This is a genomic window from Insolitispirillum peregrinum (assembly GCF_900156605.1).
GTDB lineage: Bacteria > Pseudomonadota > Alphaproteobacteria > Rhodospirillales > Rhodospirillaceae > Insolitispirillum > Insolitispirillum peregrinum.
In genome coordinates this window covers 50050-69165 of the sequence record NZ_FTOA01000008.1, presented here as the reverse complement: position 1 = coordinate 69165, position 19116 = coordinate 50050, and the positions used below count along the sequence as shown (strand labels likewise).

Here is a 19116-nt window from a genome sequence, read left to right as displayed (position 1 = left end):
GCGAAATTTGGTATCCGTCATCAGGACAACGGAAATTTCGGGCCAAAGAGTTCGCGCCAGGCTCGCAACGCTTCGCCATTCCGGCCGCGGCGCACATGGTCGATTGCAAGAGTTGCTTCACGCTCCGCCGCACGCAAAAGGTCGCGCGCTCGCGTCTTGCGCTCAGCATCCATTCCGTTACTGATCGCCGGACCGAGGCCAGCGGGGTCGGGCCATTCATCGAAAATCCGGGCGGCGAGCGTTGCAAAAAGACCTTGAATCTCCCGGTCAAAGCTACCACCCCAGCCGCCATGTAAGCATTGGAGCGCCATCACCTCAATGAGGAACGAAGGCTTCACCGGCTTCTCGCCATGCTTCGGGTTATTGTTCCAATATTTCACCATTCGCACGAGGCCCTTCCATTCGTTGGAATACGCCTGATGCGCCGCTGTAGCCTCCGCTGCGTGGGTTTTGGGGTTGGTCTTGATCCATTCACCGAGCTCGTTGTCGGGAATCTCAAAATCATCATCCTTATCGAACGCCGGAACGACATCGACACTGATGACACGATAATCAGTATTGTCGTTAGCGTCGGCTTTCACGCCGAAATCGACATTGATAGAGCGGTTCTGCTTCTTGACCCTGTCGCCGTATTTTTCAACCAAAGCATTGTAGAAATCAGCCAAAACCACTGATGGTGCCCTCGCGCGATAATGATCCTCCGATGCCTTTAGGACGAAAAAGATGTCAACGTCCTTCAAGGGTTTCGTTTTGGTCCAGCGCGCGTACGACCCGGTCAAGAAGCTCCGATCGATCTTAAATTTCGTATCGAGATAATCCCGCACTTCCTTCTGGCGCGCCGACGCGTTCGCCTGCTCCTTATCGTTCAGTTCGAGGCGACTTTTGAATTTGCGGAACGCGTCATCGATTGTGAGCATCAGGCCCTCCTGAGATACGATGTGCTGGCTCCAAGGCCACTGTGCTCAACCGTCGTGCCAAGGCTTTGGCGCACCATTCCGTCGGTCGAACGCTCTGAAGTTCTACTCCACCCGATCACGTCAGGACGACCAGGCTTCGTGTGCAAAAGGAACCGGTAGCGAGCCTCGCTCGGAACCAAGCCGGCCTTCCTAATTGCGTATTTAAGCTGTTCTGTATCGGTCCAGAAATTGCCGTCGCCACCCGACCAGCCGTAGAAGATATCGATGTCCCACCGAAAAATCAGTGCGTCGGTTTTCGGGTTGTAGATTTCCAGCTTTACGGTTTCGAGATCGCCGCTGTTCAACCAGGCCTGAACGCCACGCATGTGCGTTTCCCAGTCACCGACGAATTCCGACGGGTCGAGGCCACTCAGGCGGATGATATCCTTCAAGCTCTTCAGGATGTTGTCAGCCACATAGGTGACGGAATGGGTGAAGGTGTTGACGGCGACGCTGGTCATGAGCCGAGAAACCCTTTCGGATCGAAAACAAGGGTCTGAGATTTCGTGGTCGCCGCCTCGTCAGCACTCGACACAGCAGCATTGAGATCGCGCGCCGTAATCCGGGTACTGTGTTTCTTGAGCGCGCCCTGAACCCAGGCGAGATCATCCGCCAGGCAAGGTAGCGAGACCCGCCAGTCCCCTTTCAGCGGGTCGAAGCCAAGGACATCTTCGTTGGCGTCGGAGCCCTCGACGGCGTCGTCGTCATAGAGGCAATAGATCCGCGTCCGCGGACCATCACAAGTCACTGTGATCGCGGCATCCTTCGGCGCCTGGTCCGCGATCACACTGGCGGCGACGCCGGCGACGGCAAGAAGCTCGGTCCGTGCATCACTGGTCTTTCCCTGCGTCAACAGATCGACGATCGCCACCCAGGTCCGTGAGGCGTCACGCTCGGGCGTGCTCTTGAATGTGCGACTGGCTACGGTGCTCATGACGCCTTGCCTCCCGAAATACGGCCCGCCTTGGCGGCCCGTGCCGCAGCAAACAGATCCTCAATCGTCACGCGTTCCGGATTCATGGCCGTTTGCGGGCTGCTGGCCAAAGCGTTGGCCACCATCTTGCGGATGGCGCGTCCGTCGAGCCCTACGCATTCGGCTGCGCAACGGTCGAAAGCGGGCGAGCTGGGCAACTTCGCGATGGCCGGATAGGTCTCGCCGAGACCAGTCAGGCAATCCTTCAGGATAAGCCCGCATGCTTCACGATCCGGCAGGGGCACGTGGACGACCAGGTCACAGCGAGACGTGAAGGCCGCATCGACCGCCTGAGGAAAATTGCTGGTGGCAAGGAACAACAGGTTCGGATGCCGCTCGGCCAGCGCATCGAGCTGAACAAGCACGGCATCGGTCGCGCGGTGGATATCGATCGGATTGGCCTCCAGGCTCATTTTTGACCGGTCGGCGGCAAGCGTCTCGACTTCATCGAGGAGCACAATCGTCGGTCCTGCGGCGGCGGCTTCGGCGATCGACTGTGAGAACAGCTCCGATACCGCACGCTGGGTCTTGCCCATCGCCGAACTGGTAAGCGCGTGCGGCTCGACTTCGAGCAGACGGAACCCGCCGCCCCGAAATGTCTCGGCGGTACGATGCGCCAACCCGCGCGCAAGAGAGGTCTTGCCGGTCCCTGGAGGTCCAACAAGCAGAATCACGCCGTGCAACGGAATGACACTACGATCGACCTTGCCGCGCATCGTGAAGTTCAGCATCGCCTGAGAGAGGAGCTGGGCCTTCAAGCACTCATCTAGGATGATCGAATTCCACAGGGCTCCGAGCGCAGGATCGGGAAGCCGGCGCGCGCGCTGGATGCCCTTCGGTTGGTTGAAATCCTCGTTCTGCACCGCCGTCAGCTTCTGCATCTTCGTTCGCCTCGTGCCGCCTGGGGCGGTGATTGAATGTGCCTCATAAAAAAACCGCGCCCTGACAGGCGAGGCGCTGGGCGGTCAGCCCTTCGGCGGATTGGGATCGTGCCCATGGCTGTCGCTCTGGCCGATGCGACCATCCTTGTTGTGAATGCGCAGCTCAGTTTCCTGATTGCGGCTCACCTGCCGGCCGTAGTCGATCGCATCCTGCTTCCTATCAAAATGCCCAGAGGCGCGCTCCCCGCCGCCACGCTCAACATCCCACCCGCCACCATGATTTGGCACCACATGATGGGTGTCAGGTCCACACTTATTCGCCATATCTTGATCCTCTCTCGGGGTGATAAAATAAAAAATATCGCTACTCCGAACTTAATATGGGAGGCAAAATGCGCGTTGTCAAGGATCCCATATGTCGCTACTCTGAACAGGAATGATTTGGAGTATGGAGAGCATGACGTGTCGACGCCGCTAGGCGACAAAATCCGGGATCTGCGAAAGGCGAAGGGCTACACCCTCGACAAACTCGCTGAACTCGCTGAATCGAGCAAAAGCTACATTTGGGAGCTGGAGAACAAGAATCCGCCCCGCCCCTCGGCCGACAAGGTTGCAAAGATCGCGGCGGTTCTCGGTGTCACGGCTGACTACCTTATCGATACGACCGAGAAGGTCGGCGTCGAAGACGCTACAGACAACGCTTTTTTTCGCAAATACAGAAAAATGGATGCAGCTACCAAAGACAAGATTCGACGCATGGCTGACCTATTGGGCGACGACGAATGACGCGCCCGTTGTCACCCGAGCGCTGGGCTTTCGAGATCACCCATCTCCTGAACGCTGTGTTCGGGGCGGATCGTTTTCCGATCGATATCCCGGCAGTGGCACGGGAATACACGGCGCAGCGATTTCCCGATGATCCGATTATCAGCGTTCAAGGCGACAACTTACCGGGCTTTGATGGCGCTCTGTTCAAAGCTCCGGCTGGCCGCAAGGGCTGGGGAATCATTTACAACAACCGGATCAGCTCGAAAGGCCGGATCAACTTCACCTTGGCCCACGAGTTCGGTCACTTCCTTCTGCACCGAATAGCCTATCCGAATGGCTTCCGCTGCGGCGAACAGGATGTGGTTCGTTGGGATTCTGAGTATGGACAGGTAGAGCATCAGGCAAACTTGTTTGCTGCCAACTTCCTGATGCCGCTCGATGACTTCCGCCGCCAGATCCCGGAAAGGGACAAGGTCGATCTCGACATGATCGCCCACTGCGCGGATCGGTATCGTGTTTCTCTCATTGCTGCGACACTGCGTTGGCTCAGTTATACGCAGAAGCGAGCGGTCCTCGTCGTGTCCCGCGATGGTTTCATTCTTTGGGCACGTTCAAGCCCATCCGCACTGAAAACCGGCGCGTTCTTCCGCACGTCGGCGGGGCCGATCGAAATTCCGGCAACATCACTCCCGGTCAAACAGGATCTGCTCATTGATGGCAGGGCGACCATCGATCATGGACCTGGTGTCTGGTTCAGAGAACCTGTGCGGGAAATGACCGTATTCGCCGAGCAGTACGATTTCGCGATCTCGCTGCTTCTGCTTGATGACGCACGACCGTTCGCTTCATTTGAAGCTGAAGATGAGCCTGACGTCTTCGACAAGATGATTCTCCAGCCCGGCCGGCGCGAATGGTGATGGGAACGTGTCGTGCTCGACGATGATTTGCGTCATCGCGCTCGCCGGCTGATGGCTGGCGATTTTCGAACGGGGGATCTGGATCGCTTGTTCCTCGGCCAAAGGGACAGGGCCTGGGGCCGCGCCGCTTTTCGTGAAATCGGTGATTTTGTTGCCCATCGCGACACCCGCGAAAAAGGTCTCGTCACTCAGGTGGGAAAGGACGTCTTCACGAGTGTCGATGTTTGGAGCCTCAAAATGCGAGGTCGCGAGCCCTCATGGGCCGATATCGCGCGTGCGGCCGAAGCTAACCTGTGGCTCGCTTCCGACGAGCAGATAAGGTCTGGCTGCGGGTGTCAGCGCGGAGCGGCGAAAAAGAGAATGCGGAGCGCTCTTGAAAAAATTGATCGGCAGGAGGCACCGACTGGCCCTGAAATCAAAGCGCTCGACTTCCTTGGCAACAGATTCATTTGGAAACCTGCTTTTACATCCGGGCAACTGTTCGGGGAATTCAAGGAGGTCCTGACACGCAACAACATCGTCACGAAGACCGATATCGCGACACTGAATGAGGCGGAGGCATTCGTTACCCTGTACGCATTATCCGTTATGCACGGATCAACGATCGCGCTGGACGATACCAATAAAGCAAGACTGTATGCAGGGTTCGCCAACCGAGATGGCATCCTTGAGACTAAAGTCGAGATACTCTTCAGCGAGCTGAGCAAACCCCTGATGGCTCCAGTGTGCCTTTTTCTCACGGATCTTCGCGCCGAAGGGCATTGCGATCCCGATCTGGTTGCATCTGCTGATACAGCTCTGTTTAATAGCTGGAACTTTCCAATCGATATCGATCGAGACAATCGTCTCTATCGAATTCGGTAATCGCGGATGGGCACGATGGAGAGCCATAATCTCGAAAGATTGAAATTACACATTCTCCCGCTGTCGGTGTCGCGTAACTTCGATGTCGCTCGTCAGGAATGGGATCTCGTTGCCATAGAGATCAGCGAAGAGTTCGACAATTGCCCCTGCGGTCAAGACATCAAAGAGCACTGTTACATTCGAAACCGCCTCAACGGAGCCACTACATATGTAGGGAACGTATGCATAAACAGATTTATGCGCGTCGAAACTGGCAACCTGTTCGAAGGACTGAAGCGTATCGCGAAAGATTTAACGGCCAATGCAAACAATGACCTCATCGAACACGCGTACCGGATGGGCTATCTTTACGGAGAACGAGAATATACGTTCTTGAAGCAAACCATGCGAAAGCGGATCCTCTCACCCGCTCAGCTCGAATGGAAGATCAAGATCAACCGTCGGATCGTCAGCCAAACCGTCGTCCATCGGCGCACTTCGAGATAACGCCGGCAACACGGACTCGGGTAACACCCATATGGGCTGCAGTTATCCCCTTACCGTCTGTGAGTATTCCTCGAAACTTGAGAAGGACTTTATCCCTTTGGACGCATTCGACTTTGCAATGCGGGTTCTGCCTATTCGTTGTTGAAGATAGGCACAGATGCCTTCGAACTCTTCGATCGCCAACATTCTCCATGGGGCTCTGAAATTTGTTTCTATATTTTTCGAAATGGCGCCGTAACTGAATTTCGCACCTCGCGCCTTATCAGCGCTGGCAAACTCATTGTAGCGATTGATTAGGTGCTGAATATACCTGCTCGCTTCCTGGTCGGCGCCTATAGTTCCCGCTGCCGGCTGAACTTTCACGGTTTTACGCGCCATTTTCACGTTGACGGTTTTTGCTAGAATCGCACCTGGGCTATCTATCACGACATTGCCACTGTTATTATTCACTTCGATCCGCCGAAGGTCACTGAGAAGTATTTTGGCGTAGAAGGAATCCGTCGCCTGCTCAGGTCGGCCCATCTCCCTTTCTCGAATGCTTTTGATTTCCTCCAGTGCTTCCACCGAATACACATTCGGTTCGGCATCTACGATTTTATGATGGCGCCGGCACAACAGAACCAGATTGCCGAAACCATTTCGCTCTTCGTCGGTCTGAGCCTTGTCGAACCGGGGGCCGCCTTCGTTCTGCGCGCGAATGTGGCAGATCTCACCAGTAATGGTCCCGACGCTCTCTACGATAGGCAACGAGCATCCCGGAAATGCACAGAGGTTTCCTGAGACAGCGAAGAGTCTCTTGATCGTCTTTTCCGATGGGCCTGCCATAGGATTCCCTCTATCGACTTAAGTCTGGCCCCGACATCGCGCTACTATTTTTCCTGGTTTCGCCGGAGCCAGAACAGTCGCCGAACGATGGTGAGGATACGCCAGGCTTTGGCGACCACGTTGTGATGCCGCGGGGACGCCCACGATTGACCGAGCCTGAAGAGTAGCCGCTCGATGGCGAAGCGCGTCAGCATATGATCGAAGCTCTGTTCTGTCGCCTTGGCAAGTAGCAGCAGGCGGGCACGCACCGAGGTTCCAATATTTTCGGCCTCTTTAGCCATTGGCGGTCAGTGCCACGAGATAGGGGCGAATGACGGTCGTGACCGCGCCACGCTCCGCCTGCTTGGCAATTTCGTCTGGGGTCGCTCTGCGCTGACGTAGCGCTTCCTTGAGGCCTTCAATCGCGACGGACAGGCCAATCTTGTTCCGATACCGGAAGCAGTCTGCGATGGTCTTGGCTACGTCGAAGACCTTCACTGACACCCCCTCGACGGTGTGGGACTCGACACCATCCGCTAGCAGGCGATCCGTGAATCGGACGAGCCGAATCGACACGCCATCAGCCTTGGGCGCCCAATCCTTTTGTCCGATGGCCATCCATACGTGCTTGGGCAGTTGATCGGTAAGGTCATGGAACGCGAGCGCTGAGACGAGGCAGACAACCCCCTTTGGCAGGCGTTTTGCCGCCTCTGCGAGACTGTGGTGAACGTCGAGTGGGACATCAGGGAGTTGATAAAGCCCGCGCGCGAGCCGGAGCACCTCGCCATTACGCTCCATGCGGCTCATGGTGGCAGCGGTCACGCCCTCCGCGCGCAGCTCCGCCAAGCGCGCTATGCCACGCGCTTTCAGCACGGTCTGGGCAATTCGCCGTTGGGACACGGGTTCGGGCAAGATACGTCAGCTCGGAGAGTGACTTCTATTATCCGAGCTTTTGTATCACGCTTCTCTTTCTGAAGGAAGGCATATCGCAACACAATCTGGCAACTGAGCCGGATTGCAACCGATGAAACAGGCCCGTAAATCTAGGCATCAGATTTACCCCGCCGCGCCTTCGCAAATCCCCGGTCCGTTGCCATGAACCGCTCCAGCATGGGTACAATCAGGCGAACGGGATCGGCTGCGGCTTGGCCTGCTTCCCGAGCGAGGATTTCCGCATAGGCGGTCAGGTCGCGATGTAGGCTCGCCGGCAATTCCAGCGTGACCTTCACCGGCTTGTCGTCGGCGATCGGGCCGAGTTTCAGCTTTGCCATGTCAGCCTCCATAGGGCTCAAGCACGAGATCGCGGGTGACGATCACGCGGACGGGAAAGCCCGGTCGGATGGTCAGCGTCGGGGCGATGTTGAGCTGACGCTGCACGATCTGCTGGCCGGTCTGGTTGATGCTGTCGGACGCGCCGTTGCGCAGCGCACGGATGATATCGCTCTCCTGACCGGATGATCCCGCCTCGGCGCCAACGCTGAGCAGCGTCGACAGCGCCGCGGCTTTAAACAGCTCACCCCAATGGTAGTCGACGCCATCTTCGAGCCCGGCATAGCCCTCGGCGTCTGTGCCCGGCTGGCGCTCCAGCACGATCGAGCGGCCATTGGGGAAGATCAGCCGGTTCCAAACCAGCAGCACGCGGCGCTGGCCGAAGCCGACGCCATTGTCGTACTGGCCGATGATCCGCGTGCCCTGCGGCACGAGCAGGATGCGTCCGGTCGGGCTGTCATAGACGTTCTCCGTCACCTGCGCGGTGATCTGACCGGGTAGATCGGAGCGGATGCCGGTGATGAGTGCCGCCCCGATCACCGTCCCGGCCTGAAGCACATTGGCCGACGCGGGAGCGGCGATACGATCTGGCGAGACCATGCGTTTGTCGGGCGCTTGGTTCAGAAACGCGAGCTGACGGTCCTGCGCGGAAGGCGTCGCTGGCTGGGGTGCCAGCCCGAGGCTGGCAAAGTCCGTCTGCGGCGAGACCGTCGCTTGCGGCTGCGGCCCAGCGGTGTTGGCCGGTCGTGTCTCGGTCGAAGCAAAGAGACGTGCCGTCCGCGCGGCCTCCAGCTCTTGGATGCGGCGCTGCTCTTCCTGGCTGATCCCTGGATTGGGCGTCGCGATTCCCGGTGTCGGCACCGGTTGGCCGGCATTTTGGGCGCTGAGGATGGGGCGGCCGAGGTCACCCGGCAGCGGCGGACCGAGCTTCGGGATACCGGTATAGTCCTTCGGCAAGGCGGCAAGGCCGTCGGGCGTCGTCCGGTTGTCGGTCGAATACAGCTCCTCGTTCGTCTTGCCGCCGCGCTGGGTTTGAAGCGCGTAGATCAACGTGCCGCCGATACCGGTGCCGGCGAGCAGGCCGAGGGCGAGCAGCACCTTTCGCGACAGGCGCGTCACGCGCGGCGGTTCGGGGCGCAATCGCATCGGCGCGACCGCCTCTCCGGTCAACGGCCGGGCACCGTCGTCCGCTTCTGGCCTGTGACGATCAGGCTCGATCTCGCTCACGACGCTGGCTTCCCGTCGGTACGGGAGATGCGAACGCGCTTCTGGTTCTTGTCGGCGCCGAAGCGCAATTCGGCGGCGGCGAACAACCGGTCGACGATCATGTAGTTGTCGCGGACGCGATAATTCACCAGTTCCGAGGTATCGCCCTCCGGGCCGACGACAAAGAGCGGTGGCATCTCGCCCTGACCGATACCGCGCGGGAACTCGATGAACACCTGCTTGCCGTCGTCGAAGGCGCGGAGCGGCCGCCACGGCGCGCGATCGCCGGTCACCTCATAGCGAAAGTTGACGCGAGAGAGATCGATGCCGGTCGCCACCGGCTGGACGGTCTGCGCCTCGGCGTTCTGGCGGCGCAGCGCGATGAGCTGGTCCTGTGGATACTGCCAGGACACCGAGGCCATGTAGGTCTTCTCGGTCGAGCGCAGTTCCATATGGTAGGTGCGCGCATTGGTGTTGATGACGAGGTTGGTCATCAGCTCGGGCCGCGTCGGCTTTACGAGGATATGAACCTGCTTCGTTGCGCCCGCGCCGCTTTCAGTGTCGCCGATGATCCAGCGCACCGTATCGCCGGCGGCAACTGGACCGGAGCCCACCAGCGTTTCGCCAGGCTGCAAGGCGATGTCGGTGATCTGGCCGGGCGCGGTGTAGACTTGATAGAGCGCGCCATCGACGAAGGGGTAGACTTGGATGGCGTTGATGAAGCCATTCCTGATCGGCTGCATCCGTGCGGCGGCGTTGGCCTCGTTCACCCGCGCGGCGGGGTCCGGCAGTTCGGGCGTCGGCTTGCCGTCCTTGCCGACGGGCTTCAACTGACCGGGCAGCGGAAGCGGCTTCGGCAATTCCACCACCCGAACCGGCGCCGGCGGATCGGCGGTCTGAACCGCAGGCATCGCATCGTCATAGGAGATTTCGGGCGGCTTCTGCGCCGTGGCGCAGCCGGCGAGCACGGATGCGCAAATCACCAGAACCGGCAGAGCGGATTTGCGGAAAGCCGGACTTCCCGCTTGTCCGGGGGCGGCTTTGCGGAAGGTCGGCGTCATTGGGTCAGCTCCTTCGACCAGTTGATGGCGGTGACGTAGATTCCTAGCGGGTTGGCCCGCAGCTTTTCGGCATCGCGCGGCATCTGCACGACGACGGTCAAGATGGCGGTCCAGCGTTCGGTGGAGGCGAGCGAGCCGTCCTGATAGGTCCGTTGGACCCAGGCGACCCGGAAGCTGTCGGGCGATGCGCGGATGACGCTCGAGACATCGACGGCGATCTGCGTCTTGCCGACCTTGGTGAAGGGATCGTTGGCGCGGGCGTAATCGTTGAGCGCCAGCGCTCCGGCCTGCGTGGTGAAGTCGTAGGCCCGGAGCCAGTTCTGGCGGACGATGATAGCGTCGGCCGGGATCGAGCGAACCTCTTCAATGAAGCGCGCGAGATGGAAGGCGATCTGCGGATCGGTCGGACGATAGTCGGCGGTTGCCGGAGCGATGGCCTGCGCTGCCCCGAGCTTGTCGACCTGCACCACCCACGGCACGACCGAGCCGCTCAGCGATTGCCAGACCAGGGCCGCGGAGAGGCCCGCCGACAAGGCCAGTGATCCAAAGGCCATCAAGCGCCAGTTCTTCGCCTGCACACGAGCCGAACCGATGCGCTCGTCCCAGACTTGGGCGGCGCGCTGATACGGCGTCTCGGGTTCGGGAGATTTGCCGTAGTGGGTGGAGGGTCGTTTGAACATCAGCGGTCGCTTTCAGAAAGATGGACGGACGAGCCGCCGCCATGGCTGTCGCCGGACTTGACCGCATGGGCGGCGGCCTGGACGCCGTGCGACATCGCTTGCGAGCGCTTCATGCGCTTGGCCCAAGCGGGTGGGCCGTCCGTGGTTGCAGAGGGGGAAGCTGCGGTATCGGAGGCGCCACCTTCGCCGGCGACCGATCGGCCACCCGCCTCGAAGCTCTCCTTCATCGACGCGGCGGCGCGCTTGAACGGGCTGGCGACGGCGGAGCCGAGTTTGGAAGCACCGGTGCCGGCGACATTGCCGAGACCCGCAGCGACGCCTGTCGCGCCAGTGTGTCCGGCCGCGCCGAGGCTGTAGGCAGACGATGCGCCACCGGCGAGCATCGCCCCGCCACAAGCGGCGGCGGCTGCACCTCCCGCCAACGCCGCACCACCGGAGGCGGCGGCACCGACCGTCGCAGCACCCGCCATCGCCATGCCGCCAGCGGTAAGGCCTGTTCCGATCGCCGTGCCGGCGCCGAGTTGCGGGCCGCCGGAAACGAGACCGTTGGCGATGCCAGGACCGAAGATGCCGAGGCCGAGCAGCGACAGCGCCGCGAGCACGATCGCCATGGCGTCGTCGATGGTCGGCGTCGCGCCGTTGAAGCCGGCGGTGAACTCGGAGAACAGCGTCGAGCCGATGCCGATGATGACGGCGAGAACCATCACCTTGATGCCCGACGAAATCACGTTGCCGAGCACCCGCTCGGCCATGAAAGCGGATTTGCCGAAGAGGCCGAAGGGGATCAGCACGAAACCGGCGAGCGTCGTCAGCTTGAACTCGATCAGGGTGACGAAGAGCTGGACGGCGAGGATAAAGAAGGCGAGCAGGATCAGCGCCCAGGCGAACAGCAGGCAGGCGATCTGGATGAAGTTCTCGAAGAACGACACCCAGCCCATCAGGTCGGAAATGGAATCGAGCAGCGGCCGGCCCGCATCGAGGCCCGTCTGCGCCACCTTGCCGGGGCGCAGGAGATCGGCGGTCGAGAACCCCGTGCCAGATGCCTTCAAGCCGAGGCCCGCGAAGCTCTCGAAGACGATGCGCGCGAGGTTGTTCCAATTGCCGATGATGTAGGCGAAGACGCCGACAAACAGGGTCTTCTTGATCAGCCGCGCGATGATGTCGTTATCGGCACCCCATGACCAGAACAGCGCGGCCAGCGTCACGTCGATGACGATCAACGTCGTGGCGATGAAGGCCACCTCGCCATGCAACAGGCCGAAGCCGCTGTCGATATAGCGGGTGAAGACCTCCAGGAAATGGTCGATGACGCCGGAGCCGCCCATGGTCAATGCGCCTCCGTCGAAGTGGCGCCGAGGAAGCGATCTCGGTTCTCCGACCAGGCTTTGAGGCAACTCGCGTCACGGCTGGCGGCCTCGCCCATGTCCCGGCAATGCCGGAGCGTGACTCGCAGCGGTTCGGGATCGCCACCTTGAGGACGGCTGACGGTGCGGATCTCCGTTACCTCGTCTTTGCGGGTCAGTTCGATCACCGAGGCGGTGATTGCCACCGCGACGATGGCGACGGCACCGATGCGTGCGAGGGTCTTGCCGTCCATCGCCGCGCCCTCAGTTGCTGCCGTAGAACATCTTGGCCGAACCGGGCTGATAGCCCGTGCCCGGCGTCAGGAAGCGGCGGCGCTGCTCACGCCCCTGTTCGGCGGCGGCCGCGCGCTCTGCATCGCTGAGCGCCTGTGCCCGGCCATTGGCGGCGACGACGGCGGTGAGGTCGGCGAGTTGCTGTGCCTGGAGGGCGAGAAGCTGATTACCGGCCTGTGTCGCCTGGAGCGCACCGGTCGCCGACTGGCTGGCGCCGACCAGCGCCGACATCTGCGCGCGGTTGGTGTCGATATTGCCGACGACGCCGGCCTGCACGCGCATGGCGTCCTGCAAGCCGCCGACCGTGTTCTGCCAGCGCGACCGAGCATCGGCGACGAGCTGCTGGTCCGACGCCGACATCGAGGCGGTCGAGTACTTCTGCTGAAAGATCCGATCGACCTGCTGAACGTCGTAGGCGATGTTCTGCGCTTGCCCCAGGAGCTGCTGCGTCCGCTGCACGGACTGTTGAAGCTGCTGGAGCGACGAATATGGCAGGCTCGCCAGATTGCGGGCCTGATTGATGAGCATCTGCGCTTCGTTCTGCAGCGAAGTGATCTGATTGGTGATCTGCTGGAGCGCACGGGCGGCCTGAAGGACGTTCTGCGCATAATTCGTCGGGTCGAACACGATGATGGCGTGCGCGGGCATCGGCAGCATCGGCGCGATGGCGACGGAGGCGGAAAGCAAGGCAACGGCGAAGCGCGCCGCGCGCGAACGGTGCAGGGTCATGGGCGGATCTCCAGATTGGTGAGGTCGGGAATGAGGTCGGCGGCCCAGCCGGTACCGCGATGGCGCAGCCAGGCGTCGAGGAAACCATCGCGGCCATGTTCGGCGACGATCTTCGCGATCGCTGCCTGATCTGTCTTCGAGGATGCGGCGCAGAGGGCGAGCGCCACATCCGATAGGCCCAGCTCGAACAGCCGGTTGCCGCGCCGGGACTGGCAGTAGTAATCGCGCTTCGGCATGGCCCGCGCGACGATCTCGATCTGGCGATCATTGAGGCCAAAGCGGCGATAGATGGCGGTGATCTGCGGCTCGATTGCCCGCTCGTTCGGCAGCAGCAACCGCGTCTGGCAGCTTTCTATGATGGCGGGCGCGATGGCGCTTCCGTCGATGTCGGAGAGCGACTGCGTGGCGAAAATGACGCTGGCGTTCTTCTTGCGCAGCGTCTTCAGCCATTCGCGAAGCTGGCCGGCGAAGCCGTCGTCATCCAGCGCCAGCCAGCCTTCATCGACGATAATCAGGGTCGGCGATCCGTCGAGCCGATCCTCGATCCGGTGAAATAGATAGGCCAGAACGGCAGGCGCAGCTTCCGTGCCGATCAGCCCCTCGGTCTCGAACGCCTGCACCGTGGCGGTGCCGAGCTGTTCGCTCTCGGCGTCGAGCAACCGGCCCCAAGCACCACCGATGCAATAGGGACGCAACGCCTGCTTCAGGTCGTTCGACTGCAACAGGACGCAGAGGCCGGTGATCGTGCGTTCCTCGATCGGCGCCGAGGCGAGCGAGGTCAGCGCCGTCCAGATGTGCTCTTTCACCTCTGGCGTGATGGCGACGCCTTCGCGGATGAGGATGGCGACGATCCAGTCCCCGGCCCAGGCGCGTTCGACGGTTTGTTCGATGCGCGCCAACGGCTGGAGGCTGACGGAGGTTTCCGATCCGTCCGTCAGGCCACCGCCGAGATCGTGCCAGTCGCCGCGCATGGCGAGTGCGGCGGCGCGGATCGAACCGCCGAAGTCGAAGGCGAAGACCTGAGCCCCGGCATAGCGGCGGAACTGCAAGGCCATCAGCGCCAGCAGCACCGATTTGCCCGCGCCAGTCGGACCAACCACCAGCGTGTGGCCGACATCGCCGACATGCAGGGAAAACCGGAACGGGGTCGAGCCTTCGGTCTTACCGAAAAGCAAGGGGGCGGCACCAAAGTGCTCGTCCCGTTCCGGCCCCGCCCACACGGCACTGAGGGGGATCATGTGGGCGAGATTGAGTGTGGAAATCGGTGGCTGCCGGACATTGGCATAGACATGCCCCGGCAGGCTGCCGAGCCAGGCGTCCACGGCGTTGATGGTCTCTACCATCGCGGTGAAGTCGCGGCCCTGGATGACCTTCTCGACCAGCCGCAGCTTTTCGTCGGCGGCGCGCGGATCGGCGTCCCACACCGTCACCGTCGCGGTGACATAGGCGATGCCGGCATAGTCGGCGCCGAGTTCCTGAAGCGCGAGATCGGTGTCCGCCGCCTTGTTCGATGCATCCGTGTCCACCAGCACGGATTGTTCGTTGGTCATCACCTCCTTCAGGATCGCGGCTATCGACTTGCGCTTGGCGAACCACTGACGGCGGATCTTGGTGAGCAGCCTCGTGACATCAGTCTTGTCGAGCAGGATCGCGCGGGTGGACCAGCGATAAGGAAAGGCGAGCCGGTTCAGCTCGTCGAGCAGGCCCGGCATCGTCGCGGTCGGAAAGCCGTTGATGGTGAGAACGCGCAAGTGCTGCGCTCCCAGCCGCGGTTCCAGCCCGCCGGTGAGCGGCTGATCGGCCAAGAGCGCGTCGAGATACATCGGCGTTTCGGGAACGCGGACGCGGTGACGGTGCGTGGAGACGCAGCCGTGCAGGTAGGTCAGTGTCTCGCCGTCATCGAGCCAGCGGCATTCGGGCATGAAGGCTTCGATGAGATGCAACAGCCGGTCGGTGCGATCAGCGAAGCCGGTAATCACCTCACGCGGGTCTATGCCGGTCTTCTCGCGGCCCTCGTAGAGCCAGATCTCGGCGCGCGCGGCGTCCTCGACCGGTGGCAGGTAGGTGAAGGTCAGGAAGTAGCTGGACTCGAAGTGCGCTCCCGCTTCCTCGAAATCCGCCTTGCGTTCGGCATCGACCAAGGCCGAGGCGGCATCTGGGAAACGATTCGTGGGATAGATGCCTGCCGCATGGCGTTGCGCTTCGACGAAGATCGCCCAGCCACTCCCGAGACGACGGAAGGCGTTGTTGAGGCGGCCAGCAACGGCGACCAGTTCGGCAGGCACGGCGGAGTCCAGATCCGGTCCACGGAAGCCTGCAGTGCGTTGGAAGCTGCCGTCCTTGTTGAGCACGATGCCGGTGCCGATCAGCGCGGCCCAAGGCAGAAAATCGGCGAGCCGTCGACTAGGGTTGCGATATTCGGCGAGGTTCATCATGGCCGTGTCCCCTCAGACCGAAAGATGCGCTGGGATGCGCAGATGGCGGCGTCCGACCTCGACAAAGAGCGGGTCGCGCTTGGCAGCCCACACCGCCGCGAAATGCCCGATCGCCCAGATGGCAATACTGACCAGCCAGAGGCGCAGGCCGAGACCGACCGCACCAGCCAGCGTGCCGTTCATGATCGCTATGGCGCGCGGCGCGCCGCCGAGCAGGATCGGTTCGGTCAGCGCCCGGTGAACCGGCACGGTGAAACCCGGCACTTCGCCGCTCTGGTCGCCGACACCCGCCATCAGACCAGCGCCCCGCCGCCAAACGAGAAGCCCCGCCGCCAAACGAGAAGAAGCTGAGAAAGAACGAACTGGCGGCAAACGCGATCGACAGGCCGAACACGATCTGGATCAGGCGGCGGAAGCCACCCGAGGTGTCGCCGAACGCGAGCGCCAAGCCCGTCGTGATGATGATGATCACGGCGATGATCTTGGCGACCGGACCTTCGATCGACTGAAGGATCTGCTGCAGCGGCTGTTCCCACGGCATCGACGAGCCGGAGGCATAGGCGGGTGCCGTCACCACCACGCTGAGCGCGACGACGGATATGGTCAGGGCGAGACGTTGGCGCGCGAGGCGTGCGACTTTGATCACGGAGTTTCTCCTTCCGGGTTGGTGCTGATCGCGTTCGATGCGCCGTCGACGGCGGGCACGACGCGGTAATCGCCGTCCGGGCAAAGGCCATCGACACGGGCGAGTTCGGTAAGCCGGCGCGCGGCACCACGGCCGGAAAGCACGGCCACGAGATCGATGGTCTCGGCGATCAGCGCGCGCGGGACGGTAATGACGGCCTCCTGGATGAGCTGTTCCATCCGTCTGAGCGCGCCGATGGCGCTGCCGGCGTGGATCGTGCCGATGCCGCCGGGATGCCCGGTGCCCCATGCCTTCAGGAGGTCGAGGGCTTCGGCGCCACGCACCTCGCCGATCGGGATGCGGTCAGGCCGCAGGCGCAGCGAGGAGCGGACGAGATCGGAGAGCGAGGCGACACCATCCTTCGTCCGCATGGCGACGAGGTTCGGCGCGGCGCATTGCAGCTCGCGCGTATCCTCGATGATGACGACGCGATCGGAAGTCTTCTCCACTTCGGCCAGCAGCGCGTTGGTCAGCGTCGTCTTGCCGGTGGACGTGCCTCCGGCAACGAGAATGTTGGCGCGGGAGGCAACGCCAATCCGAAGAGCATCGGCCTGTATGGCGGACATGATCCCGGCGGCGACGTAGTCGTCGAGCGTGAATACCGCGACGGCGGGTTTGCGGATGGCGAAGGCCGGTGCTGCGACTACCGGCGGCAACAGCCCCTCGAACCGCTCCCCCGTTTCGGGCAGTTCGGCGGACACACGCGGCGCGCCAGCATGGACCTCCGCGCCGACATGGTGCGCGACCAAGCGCACGATGCGCTCACCATCTGCCGGCGACAGATGCTCACCGGTATCCGACAGCCCTTCGGAAAGCCGATCGATCCAGATGCGCCCGTCCGGGTTCAGCATCACCTCGATGACGGAAGCATCTTCCAGAAGCCGGGCGATGGCGGGGCCAAGCGCCGTGCGCAGCATCCGCGCGCCGCGAGCCAAGCCTTCCGAATTGTGTCGCGAAACCGCCATCTGATCCCCGATCTCGCCGGGGAGAAGTCAGACGATCCCCAGACGGGGCCGATTAAAAGAGCCGGAAATTGGGCTGATTCAACAAGGATTTGGCGGTGTGCGGCTGCAGAGGGGAATCGGCGGCGAATAGGATGGAGAGCCAGGATGGTTCTCGCGAATCTATTCGCGCGCTAAAACGCCCAAGAGCCGGACTGTGGGCTGACGGGAGGTCGGGCACTCAGCGGGCAGACAACTTTCGGGAGCAGTATCAAATTTGCGCCCTCCTGTTCATATCTGGATCGTCTTCGGCTTTTTTCCTGGATACCTGGGTTTGGGTGGCGCAACGATCCGGCGGGGTGGCTCGAAACTCTCCTCGTCCTCGTCTGCACCATCCGGATGGGCCGCGTTTGACGATTGAACTGCGAGAACGAGCCCCTTGTCTCCCTGCAAGGCAGCTCTCAAATAAGGCGCGAGTACATCCGTCTGTAGAGCCGAGGTTCCGATCCATCCCCGGCCAACCATGTCGATGAAGTGCGTTGGGGTGAAGTGTCGCCGACCGAAGGTCTCCGAGTAGACGATTGTGCCGCCCTTCTTGCCTTTAACGACAGGCGTTTGCACCAGACGTTTCCAATAACCGAGTGGAACATAGATGCCAGGCACATGGCCCGTGGCATCGTGAGACAGAAGCTTGCTGCAAAACTTTAGAAAAAATGGGTCCGGACCGAATCGGTAGCCATCGCAGCTTTCGTCTGCTGCGACCGTCGCGAGCTTCGCCGCGGCGGCGTCCATTCGAGTTATCTCTTCGTTGAGCTGACCATCTGGCCTGTACCCACCCTCACCATCCACGCCCGCAAACATCTTGTATTGAACGAAGACAACCGACTTTAGGGTTTCGTTGACATAGATAAGATCAACACCAAGCTGCCTTTCCAACGGGAGCTTGTTCGCAAGAATTATAGTGAGCTTTGTATCGCCATTCGTGAATAGCTTGGCTGGATACCGTTGACGCTTGACGAATTTCCAATCCTCGTTCGCCTCGTCGAGGTCTTGAAGTATGACCAAATCCTCCATTGAGGTCACATCGTCATCCCCGTCAAAGATCGAGGTAAGGGCCGCCGGTGCGTTCTCATCAAGCTGAGGAGACGCTTTGAACTGCTCTTTCGGGATTCGAGCGATCTCTAGGGACGTGACCACCGCATCGCGTTGATACGCCCAATTTGCTTTGGCTTGTGTCGGAGTCGGATCCAATGGAGCCGGCCGACGATCGATTAAGCCCTCAGCGGCTCCACCGTCTACTCTGCGCAGAGCATCCATAATCAGCACGAAGGCGGCGGGCGAAACATGACCGCCGTCTAGTGCCTGCTTCGCGCGCCAGGCTTGCCGACCTTCGATTTTTGCCTTGAGCGTCGCGACCCGGACGGGCTTGGCAAACTGCGTGACGTTCCAGATGTCGAGCTTGTCCCTCCCAGACTCTGCTGGGTAGTAGACGACACTGCGAGCTACATGCGTCAGATAACCTTTCTTGACGCTGATGAAACACAGCATCCAACGCCGTCGCATCGCCGCCGGTATTTTAGGAACCGCTTGGCTGCACGTACCCTGAGCCGAGATATCGTCTTCAAGTTCTTCCAATCGCTCGGACGTGACCGAGAGAACGTACCCATGCTCAGGCACCCAAGGAAAGCGTGCTTCAAGATACTGATCTCCGGGCGAGGACAAAACTTGCTCCTTTTACGATTATTACAACTCACCGGCATAATAAGGGCCACATCCGATGGTAACAGGCAAAATAGCTTCGTCGCCTGATGAATCGGCTGGTCC

General features: G+C 61.2%; 23 protein-coding genes and 1 pseudogene. 4 read left to right on the top strand and 20 right to left on the bottom strand.

Annotated features, from left to right (window positions below):
* Positions 1-20: 20 nt before the first annotated feature.
* The 5 genes from BW995_RS17990 to BW995_RS17970 form a co-directional block, all read right to left on the bottom strand.
* Complete coding sequence (locus BW995_RS17990) at positions 21-917, bottom strand: CBASS oligonucleotide cyclase (RefSeq protein ID WP_076401811.1); 897 nt, start codon at positions 915-917, stop codon at positions 21-23.
* Positions 917-1417: an HORMA domain containing protein gene (locus BW995_RS17985; RefSeq protein WP_076401810.1), complete on the bottom strand. Its 501-nt coding sequence runs from the start codon at positions 1415-1417 to the stop codon at positions 917-919. The genes BW995_RS17990 and BW995_RS17985 overlap by 1 nt, the downstream gene beginning before the upstream one ends.
* A complete protein-coding gene (locus BW995_RS17980) occupies positions 1414-1890 on the bottom strand; it encodes a hypothetical protein (protein WP_076401809.1) in 477 nt (158 codons plus the stop codon). The genes BW995_RS17985 and BW995_RS17980 overlap by 4 nt, the downstream gene beginning before the upstream one ends.
* Entirely contained in the window at positions 1887-2810 is a 924-nt protein-coding gene (locus BW995_RS17975) for an AAA family ATPase (RefSeq protein ID WP_076401808.1), read from the bottom strand. Before BW995_RS17975 ends, BW995_RS17980 begins: the two co-directional genes overlap by 4 nt.
* Positions 2811-2894: 84 nt before the next feature.
* Positions 2895-3134, bottom strand: a complete 240-nt coding sequence (locus BW995_RS17970; protein ID WP_076401807.1) for a DUF2188 domain-containing protein — start codon at positions 3132-3134, stop codon at positions 2895-2897.
* Between BW995_RS17970 and BW995_RS17965 the strand changes: the two genes are divergently transcribed.
* Genes BW995_RS17965 through BW995_RS17950 form a run of 4 tightly spaced genes read left to right on the top strand, consistent with a single transcriptional unit; the run spans position 3036 to position 5845 of the window.
* Positions 3036-3596, top strand: coding sequence for a helix-turn-helix domain-containing protein (locus BW995_RS17965; protein ID WP_322099133.1), 561 nt, complete (start codon positions 3036-3038; stop codon positions 3594-3596). The genes BW995_RS17970 and BW995_RS17965 overlap by 99 nt on opposite strands.
* Positions 3593-4495 (top strand): ImmA/IrrE family metallo-endopeptidase, encoded by a 903-nt coding sequence (locus tag BW995_RS17960; protein WP_076401806.1) that lies wholly within the window; start codon positions 3593-3595, stop codon positions 4493-4495. Before BW995_RS17965 ends, BW995_RS17960 begins: the two co-directional genes overlap by 4 nt.
* Positions 4496-4507: 12 nt before the next feature.
* Positions 4508-5359 (top strand): hypothetical protein, encoded by an 852-nt coding sequence (locus tag BW995_RS17955; RefSeq protein WP_076401805.1) that lies wholly within the window; start codon positions 4508-4510, stop codon positions 5357-5359.
* A 6-nt stretch (positions 5360-5365) separates the two neighbouring features.
* On the top strand, positions 5366-5845 hold the full coding sequence (locus BW995_RS17950; protein WP_217696134.1) for a hypothetical protein: 480 nt from the start codon (positions 5366-5368) through the stop codon (positions 5843-5845).
* Positions 5846-5887: 42 nt separating this feature from the next.
* Here the strand turns inward: BW995_RS17950 and BW995_RS17945 are convergent, their stop codons facing one another.
* The 15 genes and pseudogenes from BW995_RS17945 to BW995_RS17875 form a co-directional block, all read right to left on the bottom strand.
* Complete coding sequence (locus tag BW995_RS17945; RefSeq protein ID WP_076401803.1) at positions 5888-6670, bottom strand: HNH endonuclease signature motif containing protein; 783 nt, start codon at positions 6668-6670, stop codon at positions 5888-5890.
* Positions 6671-6714: 44 nt separating this feature from the next.
* The gene (locus tag BW995_RS21005) at positions 6715-6951 is read right to left on the bottom strand and encodes a hypothetical protein (protein ID WP_076401802.1); all 237 of its coding nucleotides are present in this window, start codon (positions 6949-6951) and stop codon (positions 6715-6717) included.
* Entirely contained in the window at positions 6944-7549 is a 606-nt protein-coding gene (locus BW995_RS17935) for a type IV toxin-antitoxin system AbiEi family antitoxin domain-containing protein (RefSeq protein ID WP_281251151.1), read from the bottom strand. The genes BW995_RS21005 and BW995_RS17935 overlap by 8 nt, the downstream gene beginning before the upstream one ends.
* Positions 7550-7692: 143 nt before the next feature.
* Positions 7693-7920, bottom strand: coding sequence for a DUF2274 domain-containing protein (locus BW995_RS17930; RefSeq protein WP_076401800.1), 228 nt, complete (start codon positions 7918-7920; stop codon positions 7693-7695).
* 1 nt (position 7921) lies between these two features.
* Positions 7922-9145 (bottom strand): TrbI/VirB10 family protein, encoded by a 1224-nt coding sequence (locus tag BW995_RS17925; protein ID WP_076401799.1) that lies wholly within the window; start codon positions 9143-9145, stop codon positions 7922-7924.
* Positions 9142-10185 carry a P-type conjugative transfer protein TrbG gene (gene trbG / locus BW995_RS17920; RefSeq protein ID WP_076401798.1) on the bottom strand — a complete coding sequence of 348 codons (1044 nt, stop codon included), beginning with the start codon at positions 10183-10185 and terminating at the stop codon, positions 9142-9144. The genes BW995_RS17925 and trbG overlap by 4 nt, the downstream gene beginning before the upstream one ends.
* A complete protein-coding gene (gene trbF, locus BW995_RS17915) occupies positions 10182-10865 on the bottom strand; it encodes a conjugal transfer protein TrbF (RefSeq protein WP_076401797.1) in 684 nt (227 codons plus the stop codon). Before trbF ends, trbG begins: the two co-directional genes overlap by 4 nt.
* Positions 10865-12190, bottom strand: a complete 1326-nt coding sequence (trbL, locus tag BW995_RS17910) for a P-type conjugative transfer protein TrbL (RefSeq protein ID WP_076401796.1) — start codon at positions 12188-12190, stop codon at positions 10865-10867. Before trbL ends, trbF begins: the two co-directional genes overlap by 1 nt.
* 2 nt (positions 12191-12192) lie before the next feature.
* Positions 12193-12462 (bottom strand): putative entry exclusion protein TrbK-alt, encoded by a 270-nt coding sequence (gene trbK-alt, locus BW995_RS17905; RefSeq protein WP_076401795.1) that lies wholly within the window; start codon positions 12460-12462, stop codon positions 12193-12195.
* A 10-nt stretch (positions 12463-12472) separates the two neighbouring features.
* The gene (gene trbJ, locus BW995_RS17900; RefSeq protein WP_076401794.1) at positions 12473-13231 is read right to left on the bottom strand and encodes a P-type conjugative transfer protein TrbJ; all 759 of its coding nucleotides are present in this window, start codon (positions 13229-13231) and stop codon (positions 12473-12475) included.
* A complete protein-coding gene (gene trbE / locus BW995_RS17895; protein WP_076401793.1) occupies positions 13228-15666 on the bottom strand; it encodes a conjugal transfer protein TrbE in 2439 nt (812 codons plus the stop codon). The genes trbJ and trbE overlap by 4 nt, the downstream gene beginning before the upstream one ends.
* A 12-nt stretch (positions 15667-15678) precedes the next feature.
* On the bottom strand, positions 15679-15960 hold the full coding sequence (locus BW995_RS17890) for a VirB3 family type IV secretion system protein (RefSeq protein WP_076401792.1): 282 nt from the start codon (positions 15958-15960) through the stop codon (positions 15679-15681).
* Between the two features lie 64 nt (positions 15961-16024).
* Positions 16025-16312: pseudogene (locus tag BW995_RS17885) on the bottom strand (TrbC/VirB2 family protein); the annotation flags it as partial.
* Positions 16309-17316, bottom strand: coding sequence for a P-type conjugative transfer ATPase TrbB (gene trbB, locus BW995_RS17880; protein WP_076401791.1), 1008 nt, complete (start codon positions 17314-17316; stop codon positions 16309-16311). The pseudogene BW995_RS17885 and the gene trbB, both read right to left, overlap by 4 nt.
* Before the next feature lie 267 nt (positions 17317-17583).
* The gene (locus BW995_RS17875; protein WP_076401790.1) at positions 17584-19014 is read right to left on the bottom strand and encodes a hypothetical protein; all 1431 of its coding nucleotides are present in this window, start codon (positions 19012-19014) and stop codon (positions 17584-17586) included.
* Between the last annotated feature and the right edge of the window lie 102 nt (positions 19015-19116).